This is a genomic window from Pantoea sp. Seng (assembly GCF_009829935.1).
Taxonomy (GTDB): domain Bacteria; phylum Pseudomonadota; class Gammaproteobacteria; order Enterobacterales; family Enterobacteriaceae; genus Pantoea; species Pantoea communis.
The window spans coordinates 70,967-93,011 of the sequence record NZ_SZZV01000021.1; the positions used below are offsets into that span (position 1 = coordinate 70,967).

Genomic DNA, 22,045 nt, shown 5'->3' on the forward strand with positions numbered 1-22,045 from the left:
AGAGATATTTGCCAACCAGCGTAATATTGTTGTCAGGCAACAACAATTAACTGCCGCTCAAGGCATTGATTAACGCATCACACAGCAACGTCACGGGGGATGAGGGTTGCGGCAGCTCTTTGAGCAGCAGATAACTGTGTAAACGGTCCATTTGCCACTCGGGCAATACCTGTTGGATCTCGCCGCGCCCCAGCGCCTCTTGCGTCATATACGCTGGTAAATAAGCGATGCCGGTGCCGGCCAGCGCCGCATTCAGCAGCGCCATGCTGTTGTTGGCGCGGAAACGGCTGTGCACATCCAGCGCCAGTCGCTGTTTATCGCGGCGAAACGGTAGTGCGGCAGTATGCGCGGGTCCGTGGAACAGCAACAAATCGTGACGTGTCAGGCGCTCTGGATGGTCGATAGCGGGATGCGCTGCCAGATAATCCGGCGTGGCATAGAGTCCCCACTCGATGGTGCTCAGTTCGCGATAATTAGCGACTTCCGGCGCACGCGCACGAATCACTATTGCCACATCCGCGCTGGGCTGTGGATCGTCACTGGTGGTGAGGTCGAGATCGACATTGATATGAATATGACGGCGGATAAAGTCATTCAGAGTGGGGACGACGCACTGGCAGCCATAGGTGATTGGCGCCTGTAAGCGCACATTACCCGCGGGCAGTTGATGAACCTGCTGTACAAACGCATCGGCGCGGTGCATCTCTTCCAGCATGCGGGTACAAAACGGATAGTAAGCCTGACCCAGCTCGGTCAACGTCACTTTCCGCGTGGTGCGCTGCAGCAGTTTGATGCCGAGTCGCACTTCCAGCCGCGCGATTTCGCGACTGACATGCGATTTAGAGACACCTAAGGTTCGCGCGGCTTCGCTAAAGCTTTGCCGCTCAACGACGCGCGCAAACAGCATCATGGCGGTGAGATTGTCGCTGTTGTCCATGTTCTCTGATGAGTAACAAACTGAGAACAGCAGCTTAAAAGTAAAAGCAGCAATAAGCACCGAATTTAATCAGCGCACATTGCGGAGCGGCGTAATTTATCGTGTAACGCCTTCGCGATTCACTGCGCAATAAATTGCGCCGCTACGTCTCCAGTGCGAGCTAATTTTAGCGTCATCGATCAACTGGCCACCGCTAAGGGGAACAACAAGCGTTCCTGTTCAACGCGGCGCTGGCGGCGTAACTGGCCCGGCGTGACGCTGAAATAGTTTTTGAATGTACGTGTATATGCCTGCTGGGTATCAAACCCGTAGCTCATCGCCACCTGCAGAATCGCTTCATCGCTGTTGATCAGCGTGAGCGCGGACTCAGTCAACCGGCGCTGACGGATGTACTCTGCCAGAGAAAAACCGGTGTGCTGACGGAACAGACGTTGCAGATGCCAGCGGGAGTATCCCGAGCGGCGTGCTACTTCATCCAGATGCAAATCGTGCCCTAAGTTGTCTTCAATCCAGTCCAGCAAACTACGGATAAATTCGCGCTGATTCATGGGAACCTCCTGCTTCGACAATATGTCCAATGCAGTCACTGTAGCGCGCTAAATTTATCCCTTAATTAGCAGAAAATTAGCGCAGAATTAGCAAGGGGGAAAGTGGATGCTCCGCCTAAATAAGTTCAGCGGCAGAAAGGCAGCAAGAGCGTGAATCCTCAGAGGCTTGCATAAGTCAGTGAGGGGGTGAACGCTCGCAGCTCACGCCTCTGCAGCGGGAAGTATGACGGAGGGTAATTCTGGCCTAATTATCTGGCGCTACACTGCGTCCATCAGTTTGGGAGAACTCTATGCGTGTGCTGCTGGTAGAAGATGATGAAATGATTGGCGCCAACTTGCAGCAGGCGCTGGAAGCGGCGGGCTGGTCGGTGGACTGGGTGCGCGATGGCGTATTTGCCACCAACGCCTGGGCCGAAGGCGGTTATACCTGCGTGCTGCTCGATCTCGGTTTACCGCGGGAAGACGGTATTCACGTATTGAAGCGTGCGCGTACGCGTGGCGATATGACGCCCGTGCTGGTGCTGACTGCGCGTGACACAGTGCAACAACGCATTCAGGGACTCGACAGCGGCGCCGATGACTATTTGCTTAAACCCTTTGATCTGCAAGAGGTACTGGCGCGCATGCGTGCAATCACCCGACGTCGTCACGGAGCGGCGGATTCCCTGTTAGGCAGTGGCGATGTGCAGCTGGATATGATGACGCGCGAAGTGCTGTACAAAGGCCAACGCGAACAGCTGACTGCACGCGAATATGCCCTGCTCTACGCTCTGCTGGAGCGCCCTGGTGCCATCCTGTCACGCGAACAATTAGAGAACCGCATTTACGGCTGGGGTGAAGAAGTCACCAGCAACGCCGTTGATGTGCTAATCCACGGCATGCGCCGCAAGCTCGATAACGAAGTGATTCGCAACGTGCGCGGTTTGGGCTGGCGAGTACCGGCAATATGAAACCTTTCACTTTTATGCGCTCCCTGCGTAACAAACTGCTCGCCACGCTGGTGCTGCTGCACCTGGCGATGATCGGCGGCGTCACCTGGTATTTCTACCATTGTTATGGCGACATGATGGGCACCATGAAGGACGATCAGCTCGCCAAGATTGCTGATGCCTGGTCCTCCAGCCAGCGCATGCCTGCGCTGATGCCAATGGTGATGCAGCAAGAAAAGCTGAAGAGCACCTACATCGTTCAGCTGTGGGACACCAACAATCATCTGCGCGCCAGCTCATGGCCTGCTTTACAGGCGCCGCTGCAGGCAAAAAAAGGCTGGTCCGATTTAAAAGTTGGCGACTGTGGCGATGACTGTGACTGGCGCGTGTATACCCGTCCCGGCGAACTGGGCAGTGAAATCGGTAATATTCAGGTTTTACACAACATCGGCTACATGAAAAGTTTGATGGTGAAGCGGGTGCTGTCCGCCATCATTCCTTTAATGCTGATGATGCCGCTGTCACTGCTGGTGATCTGGCTGGTAGTACGTGCCATCACGCGAGATTTGCGCGTTGCCTCGCGACAGATTGCCGCACAAGAAACATTGCATCCGCACTCGGTATCGCCGGATGGCTTACCGGATGAAGTGCTGCCGCTGGTCGCTGCTTATAACTCTCTGCTCGATAAGCTACGGGCAGCCTGGTCATCGCAACGACAGTTCCTTGAAGATGCGGCACATGAACTGCGCACGCCGGTTACCGCCGTCACCTTGCAGCTGGAAAATCTGCGCCAGCATATTCAGCCTGGTGAAGCCAGTCGCCAGTTTGATCAGCTGGAAGCCGGCGTCACGCGGACGCGCCATCTGGTGACGCAGTTGCTGAATATCTCGCGCCAGGAAGATCAGTCAGTGGTGGCCACGGTGGAAACCATCCAGCTCGATGATTTGCTGAAAGAGAGCATCGAGCAGTTGATGGTGGTCGCCGATAAACGCGGCATTGATATCGGTTTTAATGGCACCACGCACTATCGCCTGCACGCCAGCCGTTCCGATTTGCGTAGCCTGTTTGATAACCTCATCGGCAACGCGATGCTGCACACGCCGGAAGGCAGCCTGGTGGATGTGCTGCTGCATCGGGTGGGCAATCACACCGTGGTGGATATCGTCGATAACGGGCCGGGCATGCCGGAGTCCTTTATCGAACGCGCCTTTGATCGCTTCACCCGTTCGCCAGATGTACAGGCGCAAGGCAGCGGTTTGGGTCTGTCGATTGTGCGCAGCGTAGCGCAGAAGCATCAGATGCAGGTCGCGCTGTCGAACTGCCATAACGCCCAGGGGCAAATTTCCGGCCTGCAGGTGCGTGTGACCTTGCCATAATCGACGTGTCGCTACCGCCTTGAATATCCAGCGCGGTAGCGGCACAACGTATTGCGTCTTTTCCTCATCTAAATCGCCCTACACGATGAACCACGTATTTTCCGCCGCCAAATTCCAAAGGCACACGATGAATCGTGCCGCTACGTTCTTTTTCTGCATCTGACATTTTTACGGTTGTACGCGACAACGTAAACGGTTGCGGGGTTCCGTTCGCCACACAGCATTTATGTGATCACAATCACATTTACAGTGAATCAAAATGCAACACATTTTGACAAACGTGATCAAAATCTATTTCCTATCGCTCTGTTACAGGCACATTACGCACACTTGAAAATTCGGCGAATTAGACCGGTTAAAAAACAACTCACGGCCCATCCCCTGGGATCGCTTTCACTCGATCGCGACGCATCTGCGGCGATCACTAGCATGTGGTTAATAAAATAATGAAATTTAAAGCATTGATAGCAGGGGCCTTACTGGCCAGCAGCTGGACCGGCGCGGCACAAGCGGCAGACAGCGATCCGCAGTATCTTTCAGACTGGTGGCATCAGAGCGTTAACGTGGTGGGCAGTACACACACCCGTTTCGGACCACAGTTCAACAATGACGTGTATCTCGAATACGAAGCCTTTGCTAAAAAAGACTGGTTCGATTTTTACGGCTATGCGGATTTAACCAACTTCTTCGGCGTGGGTAACAGCAACGCGAACGGCATTTTCGACCACGGTTCGCCGTTGTTCATGGAAATTGAGCCACGTTTCTCTATCGATAAACTGACCGGCACCAGCCTGGCGTTTGGTCCGTTTAAAGAGTGGTATTTCGCGAACAACTATATCTATGACATGGGCCGCAACGCTTCACAGCGTCAGAACACCTGGTACATGGGTCTGGGTACCGACATCGATACCCACAGCGATATCGGTCTGTCATTGAACGTTTATGCCAAATACCAGTGGCAGAACTACGGTGCAGCGAACGAAAACAGCTGGGATGGTTATCGCTTCAAAGTGAAATACTTTGTGCCGATTACCGATCTGTGGGGCGGCAAGCTGAGCTACATCGGCTTCACCAACTTCGACTGGGGTTCCGATCTGCGCGATGAGACCGGTCCATCACGTACCAGCAATTCGATCGCGTCCAGCCACATTCTGTCGCTGAACTACGATCACTGGCACGTTTCTACCGTGGCACGTTATTTCCACAATGGCGGTCAGTGGGCGGATGGGCAGGAGCTGAACTTCGGCAACGGTCCGTTTGAAGTGAAATCGACGGGCTGGGGTTACTATCTGGTCGTGGGTTACAACTTCTAATTCGTATGAATACAAGGGTCGCCATCACTGGCAACCCTTGTAAGGTACGCATTTATGCGTACCTGGTCACAAACTGTTCCGGTTTAACTCTGCGGCATGTCCGCACTCACCATCCAGGGCACGCCAAACTTATCGGTGAACATGCCGAAACCGTGCGCCCAGAATGTCGGCTCCCACGCTTTCGTCACCTCTCCGCCTGCGGATAAAGCATCAAACCAACGTTTTCCTTGCGCTTCATCAAGTGTCGATAAACATACGGAAAAGCCGGCGTAATTTGCCTGCTGTGCGCCATCGCTCATCATCAATTCACCCTGACCGATGCGCAGCTGGGCATGCATGATTTGTTCTGGCGAGAAGGTCACGCCAGAGGGGCAGCCCTCATCCTCAACAGGGGTTTCATCCGGCATGTCACCGAAGGTCATTTTAAACAGTAGTTCGCCGTCAGTGGCCGCAAGATAAAAGGCGATCGCCTCTTCACAGCGGCCGTTGTAAAACAAATAAGGTGTAATTTGCATGGTCGGTTCTCCTTAACGTAAACGTACGGAGCGAGTGTAATGCGCAATTTTTAAAAAGCTGCGAGCCAAACCGCACTCTTAACTTTGCTGACAATCCAGGACACAATCTTACTTTTGTTGACAATAGCGGCGGAACAGCTGGGCCATATAAGCGCTCATTGGGGTCAGCGCGGTGTCTTTCCGCTGGATCAAATAGAAGGTGGCTTTTGGTAACGGATCGTCAAGATCGAGGGCAATAAGTTGCCCACCGTGCGTCGGATCCTCAATGACATCGCGCGAGATGATGCTGACAAAATCACTCTTTGCCACCAGGCTGGTGCAGGCCATAAAGGTTTCGCAGGTCACCACGATCTTCGGTGCCATACCGCGTTCACCAAACAGATCGTGCAGCAACCGATAGTAACTACCCTGCGGCGTCGGCATCGTCCAGTCACAGTGCTGCAACTCATTCAGTGAGCGGGCATGCGCCATCGGATGGCCTTTTCGCATCACCACCTGATAGTCACGCTCCATTAGCCGCTCAAAAATCAGCTCCTGATCCAGATGATGTTGATCGTAGGTATTAACGGTGAAATCCAGGGCGCCCTGACGCAGTTCATGCACCATCGACACCAGCTGCCCCTCAACGATACGCACCTTCACCAGCGGGTATTCACGATGAAACTGGGTGATCACCTGCGGCATGATAGTGCGCGCAATACTGCCGCCCACGCCGATGTTCACTCTTCCGCCCGCCAATCCCAATCGCTGCTGAATATCCTCCTGCGCCACGCGCAATTCTTCCAGCACCAGACTGGCATGACGAAAAAAGTTATCACCGATATCCGTTAGCGTGACGCCCTGCTGACGACGTTCGAACAAACGTGCGCCAAGCGCCAGCTCCAGTTCCTGAATCGCTTTGGTCAGCGCAGGCTGTGAAAGTCCCGATAAGCGGCTGGCAGCGCGAATACTGCCCTGGCGGGCCACATCGACAAAGGCGCGCAGTTGATGAAGTTTGAGGTTGGCAGGCATGATTTTTGTGATAACCGTTGTTTATCAGTGACAAGATATTCGCATCTTATGCGCACCAATACCATTGTGTAGATTCGGGATAATGCATAAAAAACCAACACAAAGGATATGCCGATGAAAACCCTCTCCGACCTCGTCAACGCGCGGATTCCACAGATGCAAAGCTGGCGTCGCGATCTGCACCATTTTGCCGAATCGGGCTGGCTGGAGTTCCGTACTGCAACGATAGTGGCCGAAGAGCTGCATCGTCTTGGTTATCAGCTCAAGCTCGGCCGCGACGTGATCGATGCCGATGCGCGCATGGGCTTACCTTCTGACGAGGTACTGGCACAACAGGAAGCCCGTGCACTGGAGCAAGGCGCACTGCCACAGTGGATCTCGCATTTCTCAGGCGGCTTCTGCGGCGTAGTCGCCACGCTGGAGACCGGTCGTCCCGGCCCGGTGATGGGCTTCCGTGTCGATATGGATGCGCTGGACCAGAACGAAAGCCGTGATGCCGACCACATCCCTACCCGTGAAGGATTTGCCTCCTGCAACTCCGGCATGATGCACGCCTGCGGCCACGACGGCCATACTACTATCGGCCTGGCGCTGGCGGGTGTGTTGATGGAGATGAAAGATCAGCTCAGCGGCACCATTAAGATCATCTTCCAGCCTGCCGAAGAGGGCGTGCGTGGCGCTAAAGCGATGGTGGCCGCAGGCGTGGTGGATGATGTGGATCTGTTTACCGCTATCCATCTCGGCACAGGCGTACCTGCTGGCGAAATCGTTTGCGGCAGCGACAGCTTCCTGGCCACCACCAAACTGGACGTCAATTTCACCGGCGTCGGCGCGCATGCGGGCGGTAAACCAGAAGAGGGTCGTAACGCCTTGCTGGCCGCCGCGCAAGCTACACTGGCGCTGCATAACCTGCCACAACACAGCGGCGGTGTCGCACGCGTCAACGTAGGTGTGCTGCAGGCAGGCTCCGGACGCAACGTGGTACCCGATTATGCCCTGATGAAAGTGGAAACCCGTGGCGTCAGCAATCAGGTTAACGATGACATCTATCAGCAAGCCCTGCGCGTGATTTCCGGCGCGGCGGCGATGTATGGCGTTGAGTACGACATCAAACTAATGGGTGGCGCACGCAGTTGTACCCCAAGCCAGCCGTGGGTCGATTTTATCCACCAGCAGGCCGATGCCATGGGGATTTTCACCTCGGTAGTGGATACCAAAAAGCAGGCGGCGGGTTCGGAAGATGCCACATACATGCTGGAGCGCGTGCAGCAGCGTGGCGGTCAGTCATCCTATGTGATCTTTGGTTGCGATCTGGCGGCAGGCCACCACAACGCGAAGTTCGATTTTGACGAAGCGATTATGGCCACAGCGGTGCAAACCCTCGCGACGCTGGCGCTGAACCAGGCACAGTTTGGAGGTCAGCGATGAGCCATCACGATTTTATCGATCGTTACATCAACGAAAACCAGCCGCGCTTCACCGCCCTTAGCGATGCTATCTGGGATGTACCGGAAACCCGCTTTGAAGAGACGCAATCCGCCGCCATTCTGGCCGATGCGCTGGAGCAGGAAGGCTTTGCCGTCGAGCGTGGCGTCGGCAATATCGACACCGCCTTTATCGCCAGCATCGGCAGTGGAAAACCGGTGATTGCTATCCTCGGTGAGTTTGATGCACTGGCCGGTTTGAGCCAGCAATCAGGCTGCGCCACACCACAACCACTGGTGGAAAACGGCAACGGGCACGGCTGCGGCCACAACCTGCTGGGCACCGCCGGACTGGCCGCGGCCTTTGCCATCAAGGCATGGTGGGCAGAAAACGGCCAGCGCGGCACGCTACGCTTTTACGGTTGCCCAGGCGAGGAAGGCGGTTCTGGCAAAACCTTTATGGTACGCGAAGGGCTGTTTGATGACGTGGATGCCGCTGTCACCTGGCATCCTGAAGGCTTCAGCGGCATGTTCAACCTCAGCACGCTGGCCAATATCCAGGCCGCATTTCACTTCAAAGGCGTGGCCGCGCACGCCGCTAACTCGCCGCATCTGGGACGCAGTGCGCTGGATGCCGTGACGCTGATGAACACCGGTGCCAACTTCCTGCGCGAGCACATCGTGCAGGAAGCGCGTGTGCACTACGCCGTGACTAACACCGGCGGTGTTTCCCCCAATGTGGTGCAAGCCGATGCCGAAGTGCTGTATCTGATCCGCGCGCCAGAACTCGATCAGGCACAGGATATTTATCAGCGGGTGATCAATATCGCCAAAGGCGCGGCCCTGATGACCGACACCACCATGACGGTGCGCTTCGATAAAGCCTGCTCCAACTATGTGCCGAATCGCGCGCTGGAAGCGGTGATGGAGCGCAACTTGCATCAGTTTGGCTTGCCCGAGTACAGCGCGGAGGAGCAGCAGTTCGCCGCCGAGATTCGTGCCACGCTAACGAAGGACGATCTGCGCAATGCGCGTTTGAACGCAGCGCGCACCGGCGGCGAGGCAGGCGTGGCATGGACCGAGGCGCTGGGCGACAAAATTTTGATGGATGAAGTGGCACCGTATGCCATAACGCGCGAGCTGCTGTATGGCTCAACCGATGTCGGCGATGTGAGTTGGGTGACGCCAACCGCGCAGTGCTTTGCGCCTTGCTTCGCCTTTGGTACCCCGCTGCACACCTGGCAACTGGTGGCGCAGGGCCGCACTTCGCTGGGCCATAAAGGCATGTGTCTGGCCGCCAAAGTGATGGCCGCCACCGCGCTGACCTTGTTGCAGGATGAAGAAGCACTGGCGCGCTGCCGCGAAGAGTTCCAGCGCGTGCGCCGCGAACAGCCCTACAGCTGCCCGATTCCGGCAGATGTGACGCCATCAAAATTATAAAAGCCTTAGCGGCATAAAAGATTCAATCCGGCGCAAACCCGGATGCAGTAACCAAAAAAATAAAAACTAAAGCCCGTCATACTTCGAGTCGCCTCAGCGGCTTGAAGTATGACGGGCGCAAATACAACAGACATGACGAGGAATAACCGATGGAAGTGACCACGGAGAACCGCAGCCCAGGGAAGCTGTTTAGCTGGATTGAGCGGGTCGGCAACAAAGTGCCCAACCCGTTCTTACTGTTTGTCTATTTGATCGTGGTATTGATGGTCGCCACCGCGATTATCAGCTACTTCGATCTGGCAGTGAAAAATCCCACCAATGGCGAACTGGTGCGGGTCAACAACCTGCTGAGCGTGGCCGGGATTCAATGGATTCTGCCTAACATCATCAAAAACTTCAGCGGCTTCACGCCACTGGGGTCCATTCTGGCGCTGGTGATTGGTGCGGGTTTAGCAGAGAAAGTCGGCCTGCTGCAATCGCTGATGGTGAAGATGGCCTCACGCGTCAGCCGCCGCTACGCCAGCTATATGGTGCTGTTTATCGCCTTCTTCAGCCATATCTCATCGGATGCCGCACTGGTGGTGATGCCACCGCTGGGCGCGCTGATCTTCCTCGCCGTGGGTCGTCATCCGGTGGCGGGTTTACTGGCGGCTATCGCGGGTGTCGCTTCCGGCTTTACCGCCAACCTGCTGATCGTCACCACCGACGTGCTGCTCTCCGGCATCAGTACCGAAGCCGCGAAAGCGGTGAGCGATACCGTGCACGTGAGTGTGATCGATAACTGGTTCTTTATGGCCAGCTCGGTGATTGTGCTGACGATTGCCGGTGCCATCCTTACTGATAAGTTTGTCGAGCCGCGTCTTCCTGCGTGGAACGGCGGCAACAACGATCGCCTGCCGCCGCTGACCGCGCTGGAGAACCGGGGCCTGCGGGCTGCGGGCATTGCCGCGCTGGTGTTTATCGCCCTGATGGCCCTGCTGGTGGTGCCAGAACATGCCCCCCTGCGTAACCCGAAAACCGGCGGCATCATTCCTTCGCCGTTTATTCAGGGCATTGTGCCGATCATCATCCTGTTCTTCTTTGTGGTGGCGATTGCTTACGGCGCCGTGACAAAGCAAATCCGTCGGGCCGATGACATCCCGCAGCTGCTGGTGGATCCGATGAAGAGCATGGCGGGCTTTATTGTGATGGTGTTCCCGCTGTCGCAGTTTGTCGCCTTCTTTAACTGGAGCAACATGGGCAAATTCATGGCGATCGGTCTGACCGATATGCTGGAAAGTGCCGGCATCAGTGGCGCGCCCGCGTTCCTCGGTTTGATGTTCCTGTCGGCATTCTTGTGCATGTTTATTGCCAGCGGCTCAGCCATCTGGTCGATTCTGGCGCCAGTGTTCGTGCCGATGTTTATGCTGCTCGGATTCCATCCGGCCTTCGCGCAGATGATTTTCCGTATCGCGGATTCTGCCGTATTGCCCCTCGCGCCGATGTCACCGTTCCTGCCGCTGTTCCTCGGATTCCTGCAGCGATACCAAAAAGATGCGCAACTTGGCACCTATTATGTGCTGATCTTCCCGTATCCGGTGGTGTTCTTTATCAGCTGGATCATCCTGCTGCTGGCATGGTACGCACTGGGTTTACCGATTGGACCGGGCGTTTACCCCAGCCTGCATTAATCGCATCGCCATGGACGGCGACCACACTTCTGTGAACTGCAACGTAGATTGCGAAAATGTCACCGTTGCCCCTCTCGGCAACCCGCGATGAATTGATTATCCTGCTATTCCTTCGCTTGCTAACGGTTAATTATTTTTAAAACCCATAAAACCGTGCGAGTTCTGCAAACACCGAGGTTTATCCAATAATGACAACAATCACTTCGACAGGGATGGCGAACGATCACATCGCAGCGGATCGCCGCACCTTAGCCGGGCGCATCGATGCACTGCCCTCATCCGCAGGCTTATGGCGTTTTATTACGCTGCTGGCGCTGGGCGGTTTTTTTGAGCTCTACGATCTGTTTGAAACCGGCTATATCAGTTCTGGTCTGCTGGCAGCTGGCGTGTTTCATACCGGCTCGGAAGGGGTGTTCGGCATTGCCGACCAGGCCGCCTTCGCCTCGGCGACTTTCCTCGGCCTGTTTGTCGGTGCCAGCCTGCTGGCTCCCTATGCCGATCGCTTTGGTCGTCGCCTGACATTTATGTGCGCACTGGCATGGTACGGCGTGTTCTCGCTGTTGATGGCCTTCCAGCAGAGCGCTGAAATGATCATCCTGTTCCGCTTCCTGGTCGGTATCGGCCTCGGTGTTGAGCTGGTGACCATTGATACCTATCTGTCCGAATGGGTGCCTGCTCATCTGCGCAGCCGCGCCTTTGCCTACTCTTTCTTTATCCAGTTCCTGTCGGTGCCTGCCGTGGCGCTGATGTCATGGTGGCTGGTACCGCAAACTATTCTCAACCTTGAAGGCTGGCGCTGGGTGGTGATCGCCGGTGCGGTTTGCTCGCTGGTGATCTGGCTGATTCGTAAAAACCTGCCGGAATCGGCGCGCTGGCTGGCGCAGCAGGGCCGTCATCAGGAAGCGCATAAGGTGCTGAGTGAGATGGAAAAACGCTGCGGGATTGCGCCGGGCGAAGATTTCTCTGACAGCGATGCCGCAGCAGCGTTGCCAAAAAAAGGTCGCTTCAGCGAGATTTGGTCCCCCGCTTACCGCAAGCGTACGCTGATGCTGGTAGTGATGAACTTCTTCCAGGCAATTGGCTTCTTCGGCTTCGGTAACTGGCTGCCTGCACTGCTGTCCGGCAAAGGCGCAACGGTGACCCACAGCCTGCTGTATGCGTTCTTTATCACCCTGGCTTATCCGCTCGGCTCACTGATTTGCAGTCGCTACGCCGATAAGCTCGAGAACAAATGGCAGATCGTTTTCTCCTCCCTGATGACCGTGGTATTCGGCACGCTGTTCGCGCTGGCAACCAATCCGGTGCTGATGATCATCTGTGGCTTCCTGATCACCTACAGCAACGCGTGGCTGACCTTTAGCTACCACGCCTATCAGACCGAGATTTTCCCGACGCATATTCGCGCGCGTGCGGTCGGCTTCTGCTACTCCTTTAGCCGCCTGTCCACGGTGTTCAGCAGCATTTTGATCGGCATTATTTTGCAGTACGCCGGCAGCCAGGGCGTGATCGTCTTTATCGTGCTGAGCATGCTGATGGTGATGCTGTCAGTGGGGATTTACGGTCCGAAAACACGCGGGCTGGATTTGGAGAATATTTAACAAGACGTAAGGAGTCTTGATATCCAGCGGTAAGTAACGGGTGATAACGCAGTCTGGAGCCGCTTAGGGTCTGGCGTTTTGTAAAAAGGCCGCCAATGATGAAAATGGCGGCCCTATCTGGTTAAAGCGGTACGCAAATTTGCGCCCCGCTTTATGTCACTTTACTGCCCTTCCAGCACCTTAATGTCCGCGCTGCCCTGCTTCGACTCGACCGCCTCATCCTTGCGTAGCTTCGCCACATCCTTCGCCGTCACCGTCGACTTCACGCCATTACCCCAGCTGCCACGGATAAAGTTCACCACATCTGCCACCTGGTTGTCGTTCAGACGCCAACCGAATGCCGGCATGGTGATGGCTGACGGAGCGCCCTGCACGCCAGGCAAGGTGCCGCCCACCAATACGATGTGTATCAGCGAGGTCGGGTCCTCCGCCATGACGACCGGATTGCCGCGCAGTGCCGGGTAGAAACGTTGATAACCGCTGCCGTCGGTCTTATGACAGGCCGCACAGCTATCGACATACACCGAAGCACCTGGCTGGCTGTCATCGCCCTTCCACAACGCTTTGGCGACCGCATCATCCTGCGTGAACACCGTCTGGCTGGCATCCTTCGCACCCAGCGACTTCAGATATTTAGCAATCGCGCTGATATCTTCATCGTTGAGATACTGCAGGCTGTGCTGCACCACATCGGTCATGCCACCAAATACGGCGGTGTGATCGTTGCGGCCAAAGCGCAGGAACTGCTTCAGATCGTCTTCGCTCCAGCGGCCTAAACCATCACGGTTGTCACCGCGCAGATTGCTGGCGGTCCAGCCATCAATCGGTGCGCTACTGCCTGACAGGTAATCATTGCCTTCGCCGTTGGTCAGCGCTTTTTCCTGCATGGTGATGCTACGCGGTGTATGGCAGGCACCGCAGTGACCCAGACCTTCCACCAGATAGCGACCGCGCGCCAGCGCCGGATCTTCCTGCGCGGCGGGCTGGAACGCTTTCACGTCTGGCGCGAAGATGCCACGCCAGATGGAGAGCGGCCAGCGCATCGACAACGGCCAGGGAATGTCGCTGTCTTTGTTAGCCTGCGCCACCGGCTGTACGCCATGCATAAAGTAGGCATACAGCGCCTGCATGTCTTCATCGCTGACTACCGCGTAGGACGGATATGGCATCGCCGGATAGAGCGTCTCGCCATTTTTCGCCACGCCATGACGCACCGCTTTCTGGAAATCGTCGTAGCTGTAGTCACCAATACCGGTGGTTTTATCCGGGGTGATGTTAGTGGAGTAAATGGTGCCAATTGGTGTCGCCATCGGCAATCCACCGGCAAACGGCTTGCCGCCCTCGGTGCTATGGCAGGCTACGCAGTCACCCGCGCGTGCCAGATACTCACCGCGCTTCACCAGAGCGTCCGAACCTGCTTCGTCCGCCACTGCGGCGAACGTCATCGTGCCCAGAAACAGGGCCAAAATGCTTTTGATCATCGCCGTGTTCCTTATGCCTGAACCAGGGGGCCGGGGTTCTTCAGATACTGTTCGCGGATAGCTTTAGCTGACCAATAGCTCAGCGCCGCCACCATGCCGGTTGGGTTATAGCCGAGGCCCTGCGGGAACGCAGAGGCACCTGGCACAAACACGTTAGGCACATCCCAGCTCTGCAGATAACGGTTCACCGCACTGGTTTTCGGATCTTCACCCATGATCGCACCGCCGCTCATATGCGTGGTCTGGTACACGGTGGTATCGAAGTGAGAGCCTGGTCCTTTGGCGCCGCCGATGATCATTTTCGGGTTCATCGCTTCGGTGATCTTGCGCATCTTGCCGACCATAAACTGCGCCATCTTGATGTCGTTGTCCTGCCAGTCAAAGGTCATGCGCAGCAGCGGCTGGCCATAGACATCTTTGTAGTTCGGATCGAGATCGAGATAGTTGGCGCGATACGACTGGTGCGCGCCGTGCGCATCCATCGAAATATGATGGTTATAGGTATCAGCCACAGCGGCTTTCCACTGGCTGCCCCAGTTTGGCGTGCCTTTCGGCGTCGGCAAACCGGAGATCGGTTTGGTACCCGCCTGGTTCACCCAGAACGGGGAGCCGCCAACAAAACCATGTGGGCCGTGGTCGAAGTTGTCTGCGTTGAAGTCATCCACTGCCACGCCCGCACCGCCCGCACCAATAAACGGGTTGGTGGTGGTGTTTTTGTCGAACAGCGCTTTCAGGGTCGAGATGTTCTGATAGGCGAAGTTACGACCCACCACACCTTCGTTGCTGATCGGGTTGTACGGTTTGCCGATGCCTGACAGCAGCATCAGATGCACGTTGTGGAACTGGAACGCAGACAGGATCACCAGATCCGCTGGCTGCACCACTTCACGCCCCTGACCATCCAGATAGGTCACGCCGGTGGCGCGCTTCTTGTCATCGGTCAGATTGACGCGCAGCACGTAGGAGTTGTTACGCAGTTCGAACTTCGGCTCCTGACGCAGCGCGGGCAGAATATTCACGTTCGGAGAAGCTTTGGAGTACATGTAGCAGGCATAACCGCTGCAGTAACCGCAGAAGTTGCACGGCCCCATCTGCGCACCATAGGTGTTGGTGTACGGGCCAGAGGTGTTGGCTGACGGCATATCATAGGGATGATAACCCACTGATTCAGCAGCCTGGGCAAACAGCTGTGCCGAGTAAGTACGCTTCTGCGCAGGCAGTGGGAAAGCACTGGAACGATCCGGCGCGTAAGGGTTACCCCCTTTCTCTTTGCCCTGCAGTTTGCCTTTGATAGACCAGGCGCTGCCGGATGTACCGAACACTTTCTCAGCCTGATCAAAGAACGGCTCCAGCTCATCATAGCTGACGCCGAAATCCTGAATGGTCATGCCTTCCGGGATGAAGTTTTTGCCGTAGCGCTGCTCGTAGTGGCTGCGCAGATTCAGCTCCACCGGATCGACACGGAAATGCACGCCTGACCAGTGCAGACCTGCACCGCCGGTGCCGGTTCCCGGCAAAAACGCCGCCAGCTGGCGATACGGCACCGCAGTTTGCGAGGCATCGTGACGGATGGTCACGGTGCTTTTCGACAGATCCTGGAACAACTTTTTACGGATGTTATAGGTCAGTTCATCAATCGACTGCGGATAGGATCCATCAGGATAGGTATCACGATGTGGACCGCGCTCCAGCGCCACCACCGTCAGACCGGCTTCGGTCAGCTCTTTCGCCATGATGGCTCCGGCCCAGCCGAAACCCACCACCACCGCGTCTACTTTTTTCAATTCATTTGCCACGGTTACGCCCTCTCTCCGCGAATATCCACTGACGGGAACGGATAACGTTCCCCGCGCTCCACCCAATCCATAAAGTCGGCACGTGCGCCAGGGAAGCCAATCAGCTTCCAGCCCACCATGCCCTGATTTCCACCGTGGATCGGATCGCTGAAGTAACCCTCGCGGGTGTTTTGCAGCAGGAAGGAGAAGAAGGTTTTGCTATTGAGCTGCGGGAACTGTGCCTCACCGCTCTCAAACGTGGTCAGCAGTGCGTCCTGCTGTTCGCCGGTTAGCTCAGCGAACACTTTGCCGTGCTGCTTTTTGCTCCAGCCATCGGCATCGGCCAGACCCAGGCGATAAATCTGCTGCGGCACCAGCGGAGACTGATAACCCAGCTCTTTAGGCAGATCGGGATTGAACGGCCCCTGCATATACCAGTTGCTGCCGGTGGCGTACGGCGTGTTCATTTGACGATCGATAAACTCCGGCACACCGGCTTCCAGTGCGCCAGGACCGCGTTCATCATTGGGGATCAGGCGCGCCACTGCCGCAGTGATAAAGGCGAACTCTTCCGCCGTGAACCAGCTTGGCTGATAAGCGCGTGCTTGTTGAGGTGCGACGGGTTGCTCTGCTGCTCCTGCGGCCATCGGCACCACTAACGCGCCCATTGCCGAACCGCCAACGGCCATCGCTGGCGCCAGGGTGATGGTTCTCAGCAGAAAATCCCTGCGACTGTGACCATTTTTTTGTTCTGACATGACATTGCCTCATTACCACATGAATGCGGTATGAAAGTTAACTCGTTGCGTTGTATTGTTTTTTTAGTTGTGGCTTAAGGGATACAGCGTCACTGTTACCGGTAACAGTGCACATAGTGTAACACCACAACTGTTATTAATTTAGTTTCTCGAAACAAATGCGCACAAAATACTTAACAAGTCATGGTGTCGCTTTACATCGCAGCAGCGATGCTGTCATCGTCAGATACAACCCACAACAGACAAAGCACTGTCTGACGCGGTATAAAAGAGTACACATAACAGCGGAGTGCCTATGTTTAAGTCCTATTTTCCGCGGCCAGCGCTGTTTTTCAGCTCGGCCGCGATTTGGAGTTTGATTGCGATTTTTGCCTGGTTTGGCTTTTTCAATGATTTTCCAGCACGCTGGCCTGCGCTACAGGCCGCAATGCAGCAGCCATTGCCAACCAATGCCAGCCGCTTTATTCATGCGAGCCAACTATGGTTTTATGCCTATTACTGGATCGTCGCAGCGATTTTCGCCCTTGCATGGAAGGTGATCGATAACCATCCGTGGCAGCGCTGGTCAGTGTGGGGTGCAGCATTGATCATCTTTGTCACCTGGTTTGGTGTGCAGGTCGGCGTAGCGGTCAATGCCTGGTATGGTCCATTCTATGACTTGATTCAAAAAGCCTTAACCAAAGCCGGATCGGTGCAGATTGCTGAATTTTACCAGCAGGTTCTTGCCTTTTTAGGTATCGCATTGATTGCGGTGGTGATTGGCGTGATGAACTCATTCTTTATCAGCCACTGGGTGTTCCGCTGGCGCACCGCGATGAACAATTACTACATGCACAACTGGCAGCGCCTGCGCCATGTGGAAGGTGCCGCTCAGCGTGTGCAGGAAGACACCATGCGATTTGCCAGCACGTTGGAAGATTGGGGCGTGAGTTTTATTCAGGCGATCATGACGCTGGTAGCGTTCCTGCCGGTGTTGATCACCCTGTCACATCACGTGAAAGATATCCCGCTGTTGGGCAATATCCCGTATGCGTTGGTGATTGCGGCGGTGCTGTGGTCGGTGTTTGGTACCGGACTGCTGGCAATCGTCGGGATTAAGCTGCCAGGGCTGGAGTTCCGCAATCAACGTGTGGAAGCGGCCTATCGTAAAGAGCTGGTGTATGGCGAAGACAACGCCGATCGCGCGTCACCGCCGACGGTAAATGAGCTGTTTAGCCGCGTGCGCTTTAACTATTTCCGTCTCTATTTCCACTATCTCTATTTCAACATCACCCGCATTCTCTATCTGCAGGTCGATAACGTGTTTGGGCTGTTCCTGCTGTTTCCGTCGATTGTTGCCGGGACCATCACACTCGGTTTGCTCAACCAGATTACTAACGTGTTTGACCAGGTGCGCTCATCGTTCCAGTATCTGATCTCCTCCTGGTCAACACTGGTCGAACTGATGTCGATCTACAAACGTCTGCGCAGTTTCGAGCAGATTCTGTCGGATATCCCGCATCAAGAGATGATGCGCGAGTCGGCGGAGTAAGGTTGTTGTAGCGGCGTTATTTATTGCGCATCTGTCAGCGGTTATATCGCTTCAGGTGCGCGCGATAAATCGCGCCGCTACCCTTCTCATCAATCAGCTGCCATCAGTCTGCTAACACCGTAAACACCTTCTCAACCGCATACGCACCCGGATCTTTCACTCCATCCAGACTTTGTTGGTTCAGATAAGCCGAACGTCCCGCTTTGGCACTCTGCATTTTTGCCGTGGCATCCGCGCCTTGCTGAGCGGCTTTCGCCGCAGCGGCCAGTGACTCACCCGCCACTAACGCCTCCAGCGCCGGTTGCAGCGCATCCACTAACGTACGATGCCCCGGCTGCGCGCCACCGTAATGCTTCATGCGCTCCAGACCATGCATTAATGCCTGCGGCAGTGCGCTGCCCTCTTCCAGTTTTTGCCCGGCGCTGGTGAACAGAATCGACATCAGTACGCCGCTTGAACCGCCCATCACCGTCGCCAGTTGCTCACCGATCAGCGCCATTAAGGTCGGTAACTCATCCAGCGGCAACTGCTTGTCACGCAGGCCGCGTTGAATCTTCTTCGCACCCGCAGCAAAGGTTGAGCCGGTATCGCCGTCGCCGACTTTGGCATCCAGCGCATTGAGTTCGCTTTCCAGATCGATCAACGTCTGCGTCACGCGCTCGACATGTTTTGCCACTTCAGCGTTGTCGGACGGATCGAAATCCAGCACGCTGCCGACTTTTTCCGCGCTCTGTAAACTGATCGGTGCAAAATCATAGACCGGTACCCAGCCCAGCACCTGCACCGGCGCATTGAGTGCCTCAAGGAAGGGTTCCTCCAGCGCCAGCAATGACAGCGAGAAGCCTTTCATATCTAAAGCGCTGACCAGGGTTGCCGGACCGATAAGGTGGGTAACCCGCGCCGCCAGTGGCGATTGCAATACTTCGCGCGTCAACACCGCCAGCTCCAGCTGGGAGAAGCCGCCGAGGTTGTTGATCAACAGCAGCGCCTGTTTGCCGTCTGGCAGCGACTGCGCCAGCTTATCGGTCATAATACTGCTGATTTTTCGACTGTTTTGGGTATCCAGTGTCACCACGCCCGGTTCGCCGTGGATGCCCATGCCCAGCTCGCTGTGGCCCGCTTCGACACGTTCATCACGCTTTTCGCCTGGGATATGGCAGGTCGCAAATGCCAGCCCAATCGATGAGGTGGCGTCGATGGCACGCTGCGCCAGCGCTTTAACTTCATCCAGCGATTGCCCCTGCTCGGCGGCAAAACCGGCGATCTTATGCACCAACACGGTTCCAGCGATGCCGCGCGGCTGAGGATTTTCGGGCAGTGCAATATCGTCCTGCACCATCACCAACTCGACGTTGTAGCCGAGATTTTTCGCTTTCTCCGCCGCCAGCCCGAAGTTCAACCGGTCGCCGGTGTAGTTCTTCACAATCAGCAGACAACCTGCATCGCCCGTGACATTGATGATGGCATTGAGCACCGCATCGACGCTCGGTGAGGCAAAGATATCGCCGCATACCGCCGCCGTGAGCATGCCTTTGCCGACAAAACCGGCGTGCGCCGGTTCATGGCCCGATCCGCCGCCGGAGATCAGCGCCACTTTGCTCTTATCCCAATCTGTGCGCACCACCACGCGGATCTCATCACCGAGATCGAGGCGGCTCAGGTTATGCCATGGCGTGCTCAGCAAAACCCCTTCGATGGCTTTGTTCACCAGATCGTTTTTCTCATGCATAAAAAACTGGCTCATTGCTTCCTCTCCATTGGTGTTGTCGAGGTAAAAGGTAGCGTATATCGCGGGGCGAGCGGGGAAGGAAAGTGCGGAAATGCAAAGGGCGGCACACGCCGCCCTTGAGTTTCAGATAACTGCCGCTTACAGCGCGATGCGCAGGACGCTATCCGGGTTTTTTGGTGGCTCTTTACGGGTGCCTGGCTGCTTGATGCTGACAAACAGCGCTTTACCGTCTGCTGACAGCGCCAGGCTGTTTGGCAGGCCCGGTGCTTTCACCGTGCGCTTCACTTTATAAGAGCTGGCGTCGATGATGCTGATCTCGCCGGCTTTACGGTGCGTCACATACAGCTCGTTGCGGTCGGCATTGAACAGTACCGCCAGCGATTCTGGCACATCAATCTTATGAATCACCTGCTGAGTGCGGGAATCCAGCACCAGCACCTGAGGCTGTTTAGAGTCGCTCAGGAAGATGCGATGGCCCTGGGTATCCAGCGCGATATTCAGGAAGAAGTGGTCTTTGTCGCCATCGATTTTCTGACGTTTTTCAATCGCGTTCAGGCGCGTATTGATGGTCACCAGTTCGCCATCGGCGTTGGTTACGTACAACTTCTGTGCCGCAGAATCGATGGCCAGGCCGGTGCCCATTTTACCGGTGTTCGGTACGGTGCTGACCAGCTTCAGGGTTTTGCCATCCACAACCCACACCACGCTCTGCTCACCGAGGCCGGTGACATACACACGATCGGTTGCCGCATCCGCTGCCACTTCACGCGGTTGCAGTGGACGGACGGTTTCGCTGCGCTTACGCGCATCCAGCACCAGCGTGTTCAGCACTTTACCGCTGCTGGCATCGACCGAGGTCAGCGCCGCATCACGGGTATTGCCGAAGAACAGCGTGTTGGTTTTCTGGTTGATAGCGGCGCCAAAGGTCGGCAGATCGGTATTGATGGTCTGCTTCACCGACAGATCCTGCGGATCGAGACGATAAACGGTGCCGCCTTTGGTGCTGGCGTTTTGCGCCGTGGCGAGGAACAGCGCGTTATCGCTGTTGCTGAACGCCAGTTCGTAAGCCCCTTTGGAAATCACCTGGTTCAGCGGCTGAGACTCCGCTGCCAGTACCGCAGCGGAAGATAACAGCGCCGTTGCCAGCAGCAATGGACGTAACGCCCATGTTGTTTTAATCGCTTTCATAACTTCTCCATAGCAAATCCACCGCCTCATGGCAGTGAAGTGAAAGCCCGACAATGCAACCAATTTCAGAATGACAGCCCGAGGCGAGCCGACGAAGGATGTTAGTTTTTGAGAATAGTAATCATTTAGGTAGGAAAGTAACAGAATTTTATGCAGTTACCAACGCCGCCAGGGCACCCTAAGGCACCCTGTCAGCACAGATCGTTAACGCAGACTTATTTGGTCAACTCGGCAGTCATGTGCACGCCGTTGTTGAAGTTGGCTTCAGTCACTTTATAGGAAGCACCAGCTTTATGCGCCTGAGCAGCGATTTGCGCTTCTGCACCATCCAGTGTTGAAGCACATGCGGTGACGCTTTGCGCGAAGCTGGCGAATGGCAGAGCAGAGAGAGCGATAACAGCAGCAAAAGTTTTGATAGATTTCATGGTCATTTCCTCAATGATTTTTTATCGGATAAGGCGTCATCGCCTTGTTGAGATAAATAATAGGCGTGAATTCGATCACAAAAAAGCAGAGAGATTTGCCGTAGTTATTCGATTAATTTGAATATAAAAAGCACATTTGGATTAACCTGTGTGCAAAGGGTTAAAAAACTGGGTTTTTAGAGTGGTGCAGGATTTATGTCTGAAACAGCTGCTTTTCAATCTGTCACCGTTCATGGCTTGAGGCAGGCATTTCAAAGAGATTGCTAACAATACGCACAAGTGTTCAGAAGCAGGCTGGGGCCGCTTAGGGACAGGCAATCCGCAGCGCCGAACAGAATGAGTCTGCCAGGATAGCCCGCAGGACGCGGGCGGCAGGCGGGGCGGCACAGGGATGTGC

General features: G+C 55.6%; 18 protein-coding genes. 8 read left to right on the plus strand and 10 right to left on the minus strand.

Features of this window, described 5'->3' with window-relative positions; genetic code table 11:
• Positions 1-46: 46 nt before the first annotated feature.
• Complete coding sequence (locus FD737_RS19705) at positions 47-937, minus strand: LysR family transcriptional regulator (RefSeq protein ID WP_160834347.1); 891 nt, start codon at positions 935-937, stop codon at positions 47-49.
• Positions 938-1,116: 179 nt separating this feature from the next.
• The gene (locus FD737_RS19710; protein WP_034826803.1) at positions 1,117-1,485 is read right to left on the minus strand and encodes a helix-turn-helix domain-containing protein; all 369 of its coding nucleotides are present in this window, start codon (positions 1,483-1,485) and stop codon (positions 1,117-1,119) included.
• Between the two features lie 290 nt (positions 1,486-1,775).
• On the opposite strand from FD737_RS19710, the gene FD737_RS19715 reads away from it, so the two are divergent.
• The 3 genes from FD737_RS19715 to FD737_RS19725 all read left to right on the plus strand — a co-directional run bounded on the left by FD737_RS19715 (position 1,776) and on the right by FD737_RS19725 (position 5,103).
• Positions 1,776-2,435 carry a response regulator gene (locus FD737_RS19715; RefSeq protein ID WP_034826805.1) on the plus strand — a complete coding sequence of 220 codons (660 nt, stop codon included), beginning with the start codon at positions 1,776-1,778 and terminating at the stop codon, positions 2,433-2,435.
• Positions 2,432-3,790 (plus strand): HAMP domain-containing sensor histidine kinase, encoded by a 1,359-nt coding sequence (locus FD737_RS19720; protein WP_097118982.1) that lies wholly within the window; start codon positions 2,432-2,434, stop codon positions 3,788-3,790. The genes FD737_RS19715 and FD737_RS19720 overlap by 4 nt, the downstream gene beginning before the upstream one ends.
• Positions 3,791-4,236: 446 nt before the next feature.
• Positions 4,237-5,103 (plus strand): nucleoside-specific channel-forming protein Tsx, encoded by an 867-nt coding sequence (locus FD737_RS19725; protein ID WP_034826809.1) that lies wholly within the window; start codon positions 4,237-4,239, stop codon positions 5,101-5,103.
• 83 nt (positions 5,104-5,186) lie between these two features.
• Here FD737_RS19725 and yjdN read toward each other — a convergent pair whose 3' ends face one another.
• Together yjdN and FD737_RS19735 are read right to left on the minus strand one after the other, a co-directional pair.
• Positions 5,187-5,618: a VOC family metalloprotein YjdN gene (gene yjdN, locus FD737_RS19730; protein WP_097118981.1), complete on the minus strand. Its 432-nt coding sequence runs from the start codon at positions 5,616-5,618 to the stop codon at positions 5,187-5,189.
• Positions 5,619-5,726: 108 nt separating this feature from the next.
• Entirely contained in the window at positions 5,727-6,629 is a 903-nt protein-coding gene (locus FD737_RS19735) for a LysR family transcriptional regulator (RefSeq protein ID WP_097118980.1), read from the minus strand.
• Between the two features lie 114 nt (positions 6,630-6,743).
• Between FD737_RS19735 and FD737_RS19740 the strand changes: the two genes are divergently transcribed.
• From FD737_RS19740 to FD737_RS19755, 4 genes are all read left to right on the plus strand, one after another.
• Entirely contained in the window at positions 6,744-8,057 is a 1,314-nt protein-coding gene (locus FD737_RS19740; RefSeq protein WP_160834348.1) for an amidohydrolase, read from the plus strand.
• The gene (locus FD737_RS19745) at positions 8,054-9,493 is read left to right on the plus strand and encodes a M20 family metallopeptidase (RefSeq protein ID WP_160834349.1); all 1,440 of its coding nucleotides are present in this window, start codon (positions 8,054-8,056) and stop codon (positions 9,491-9,493) included. Before FD737_RS19740 ends, FD737_RS19745 begins: the two co-directional genes overlap by 4 nt.
• Positions 9,494-9,642: 149 nt before the next feature.
• On the plus strand, positions 9,643-11,163 hold the full coding sequence (gene abgT, locus FD737_RS19750; RefSeq protein ID WP_058962220.1) for a p-aminobenzoyl-glutamate transporter: 1,521 nt from the start codon (positions 9,643-9,645) through the stop codon (positions 11,161-11,163).
• Between the two features lie 188 nt (positions 11,164-11,351).
• Positions 11,352-12,761, plus strand: coding sequence for an MFS transporter (locus FD737_RS19755; protein ID WP_160834350.1), 1,410 nt, complete (start codon positions 11,352-11,354; stop codon positions 12,759-12,761).
• A 161-nt stretch (positions 12,762-12,922) separates the two neighbouring features.
• Here the strand turns inward: FD737_RS19755 and FD737_RS19760 are convergent, their stop codons facing one another.
• Genes FD737_RS19760 through FD737_RS19770 form a run of 3 tightly spaced genes read right to left on the minus strand, consistent with a single transcriptional unit; the run spans position 12,923 to position 16,775 of the window.
• Positions 12,923-14,242 (minus strand): cytochrome c, encoded by a 1,320-nt coding sequence (locus FD737_RS19760; protein WP_097118975.1) that lies wholly within the window; start codon positions 14,240-14,242, stop codon positions 12,923-12,925.
• 11 nt (positions 14,243-14,253) lie between these two features.
• On the minus strand, positions 14,254-16,038 hold the full coding sequence (locus FD737_RS19765; RefSeq protein ID WP_160834351.1) for a GMC family oxidoreductase: 1,785 nt from the start codon (positions 16,036-16,038) through the stop codon (positions 14,254-14,256).
• A 2-nt stretch (positions 16,039-16,040) separates the two neighbouring features.
• Positions 16,041-16,775, minus strand: a complete 735-nt coding sequence (locus FD737_RS19770) for a gluconate 2-dehydrogenase subunit 3 family protein (RefSeq protein ID WP_058962216.1) — start codon at positions 16,773-16,775, stop codon at positions 16,041-16,043.
• Between the two features lie 295 nt (positions 16,776-17,070).
• Here FD737_RS19770 and sbmA point away from each other — a divergent pair, with 295 nt between their 5' ends.
• Positions 17,071-18,306 (plus strand): peptide antibiotic transporter SbmA, encoded by a 1,236-nt coding sequence (gene sbmA / locus FD737_RS19775; RefSeq protein ID WP_034826847.1) that lies wholly within the window; start codon positions 17,071-17,073, stop codon positions 18,304-18,306.
• A gap of 103 nt (positions 18,307-18,409) precedes the next feature.
• Here the strand turns inward: sbmA and FD737_RS19780 are convergent, their stop codons facing one another.
• The 3 genes from FD737_RS19780 to FD737_RS19790 form a co-directional block, all read right to left on the minus strand.
• Entirely contained in the window at positions 18,410-20,050 is a 1,641-nt protein-coding gene (locus FD737_RS19780; protein ID WP_160834352.1) for a dihydroxyacetone kinase subunit DhaK, read from the minus strand.
• A gap of 123 nt (positions 20,051-20,173) precedes the next feature.
• Positions 20,174-21,223: a YncE family protein gene (locus tag FD737_RS19785; RefSeq protein WP_160834353.1), complete on the minus strand. Its 1,050-nt coding sequence runs from the start codon at positions 21,221-21,223 to the stop codon at positions 20,174-20,176.
• Positions 21,224-21,438: 215 nt separating this feature from the next.
• Positions 21,439-21,648, minus strand: a complete 210-nt coding sequence (locus FD737_RS19790) for a DUF1471 domain-containing protein (RefSeq protein WP_097118972.1) — start codon at positions 21,646-21,648, stop codon at positions 21,439-21,441.
• Positions 21,649-22,045: the final 397 nt, after the last annotated feature.

Coding starts and splice junctions, on each gene's coding strand:
- yjdN (WP_097118981.1), bottom strand. CDS start 5,618: ATGCAAATTACACCTTATTTGTTTTACAACGGCCGCTGTGAAGAGGCG.
- sbmA (WP_034826847.1), top strand. CDS start 17,071: ATGTTTAAGTCCTATTTTCCGCGGCCAGCGCTGTTTTTCAGCTCGGCC.
- FD737_RS19780 (WP_160834352.1), bottom strand. CDS start 20,050: ATGAGCCAGTTTTTTATGCATGAGAAAAACGATCTGGTGAACAAAGCC.
- FD737_RS19790 (WP_097118972.1), bottom strand. CDS start 21,648: ATGAAATCTATCAAAACTTTTGCTGCTGTTATCGCTCTCTCTGCTCTG.
- abgT (WP_058962220.1), top strand. CDS start 9,643: ATGGAAGTGACCACGGAGAACCGCAGCCCAGGGAAGCTGTTTAGCTGG.
- FD737_RS19710 (WP_034826803.1), bottom strand. CDS start 1,485: ATGAATCAGCGCGAATTTATCCGTAGTTTGCTGGACTGGATTGAAGAC.
- FD737_RS19720 (WP_097118982.1), top strand. CDS start 2,432: ATGAAACCTTTCACTTTTATGCGCTCCCTGCGTAACAAACTGCTCGCC.
- FD737_RS19715 (WP_034826805.1), top strand. CDS start 1,776: ATGCGTGTGCTGCTGGTAGAAGATGATGAAATGATTGGCGCCAACTTG.
- FD737_RS19705 (WP_160834347.1), bottom strand. CDS start 937: ATGGACAACAGCGACAATCTCACCGCCATGATGCTGTTTGCGCGCGTC.
- FD737_RS19760 (WP_097118975.1), bottom strand. CDS start 14,242: ATGATCAAAAGCATTTTGGCCCTGTTTCTGGGCACGATGACGTTCGCC.
- FD737_RS19735 (WP_097118980.1), bottom strand. CDS start 6,629: ATGCCTGCCAACCTCAAACTTCATCAACTGCGCGCCTTTGTCGATGTG.
- FD737_RS19755 (WP_160834350.1), top strand. CDS start 11,352: ATGACAACAATCACTTCGACAGGGATGGCGAACGATCACATCGCAGCG.
- FD737_RS19770 (WP_058962216.1), bottom strand. CDS start 16,775: ATGTCAGAACAAAAAAATGGTCACAGTCGCAGGGATTTTCTGCTGAGA.
- FD737_RS19725 (WP_034826809.1), top strand. CDS start 4,237: ATGAAATTTAAAGCATTGATAGCAGGGGCCTTACTGGCCAGCAGCTGG.
- FD737_RS19740 (WP_160834348.1), top strand. CDS start 6,744: ATGAAAACCCTCTCCGACCTCGTCAACGCGCGGATTCCACAGATGCAA.
- FD737_RS19745 (WP_160834349.1), top strand. CDS start 8,054: ATGAGCCATCACGATTTTATCGATCGTTACATCAACGAAAACCAGCCG.
- FD737_RS19785 (WP_160834353.1), bottom strand. CDS start 21,223: ATGAAAGCGATTAAAACAACATGGGCGTTACGTCCATTGCTGCTGGCA.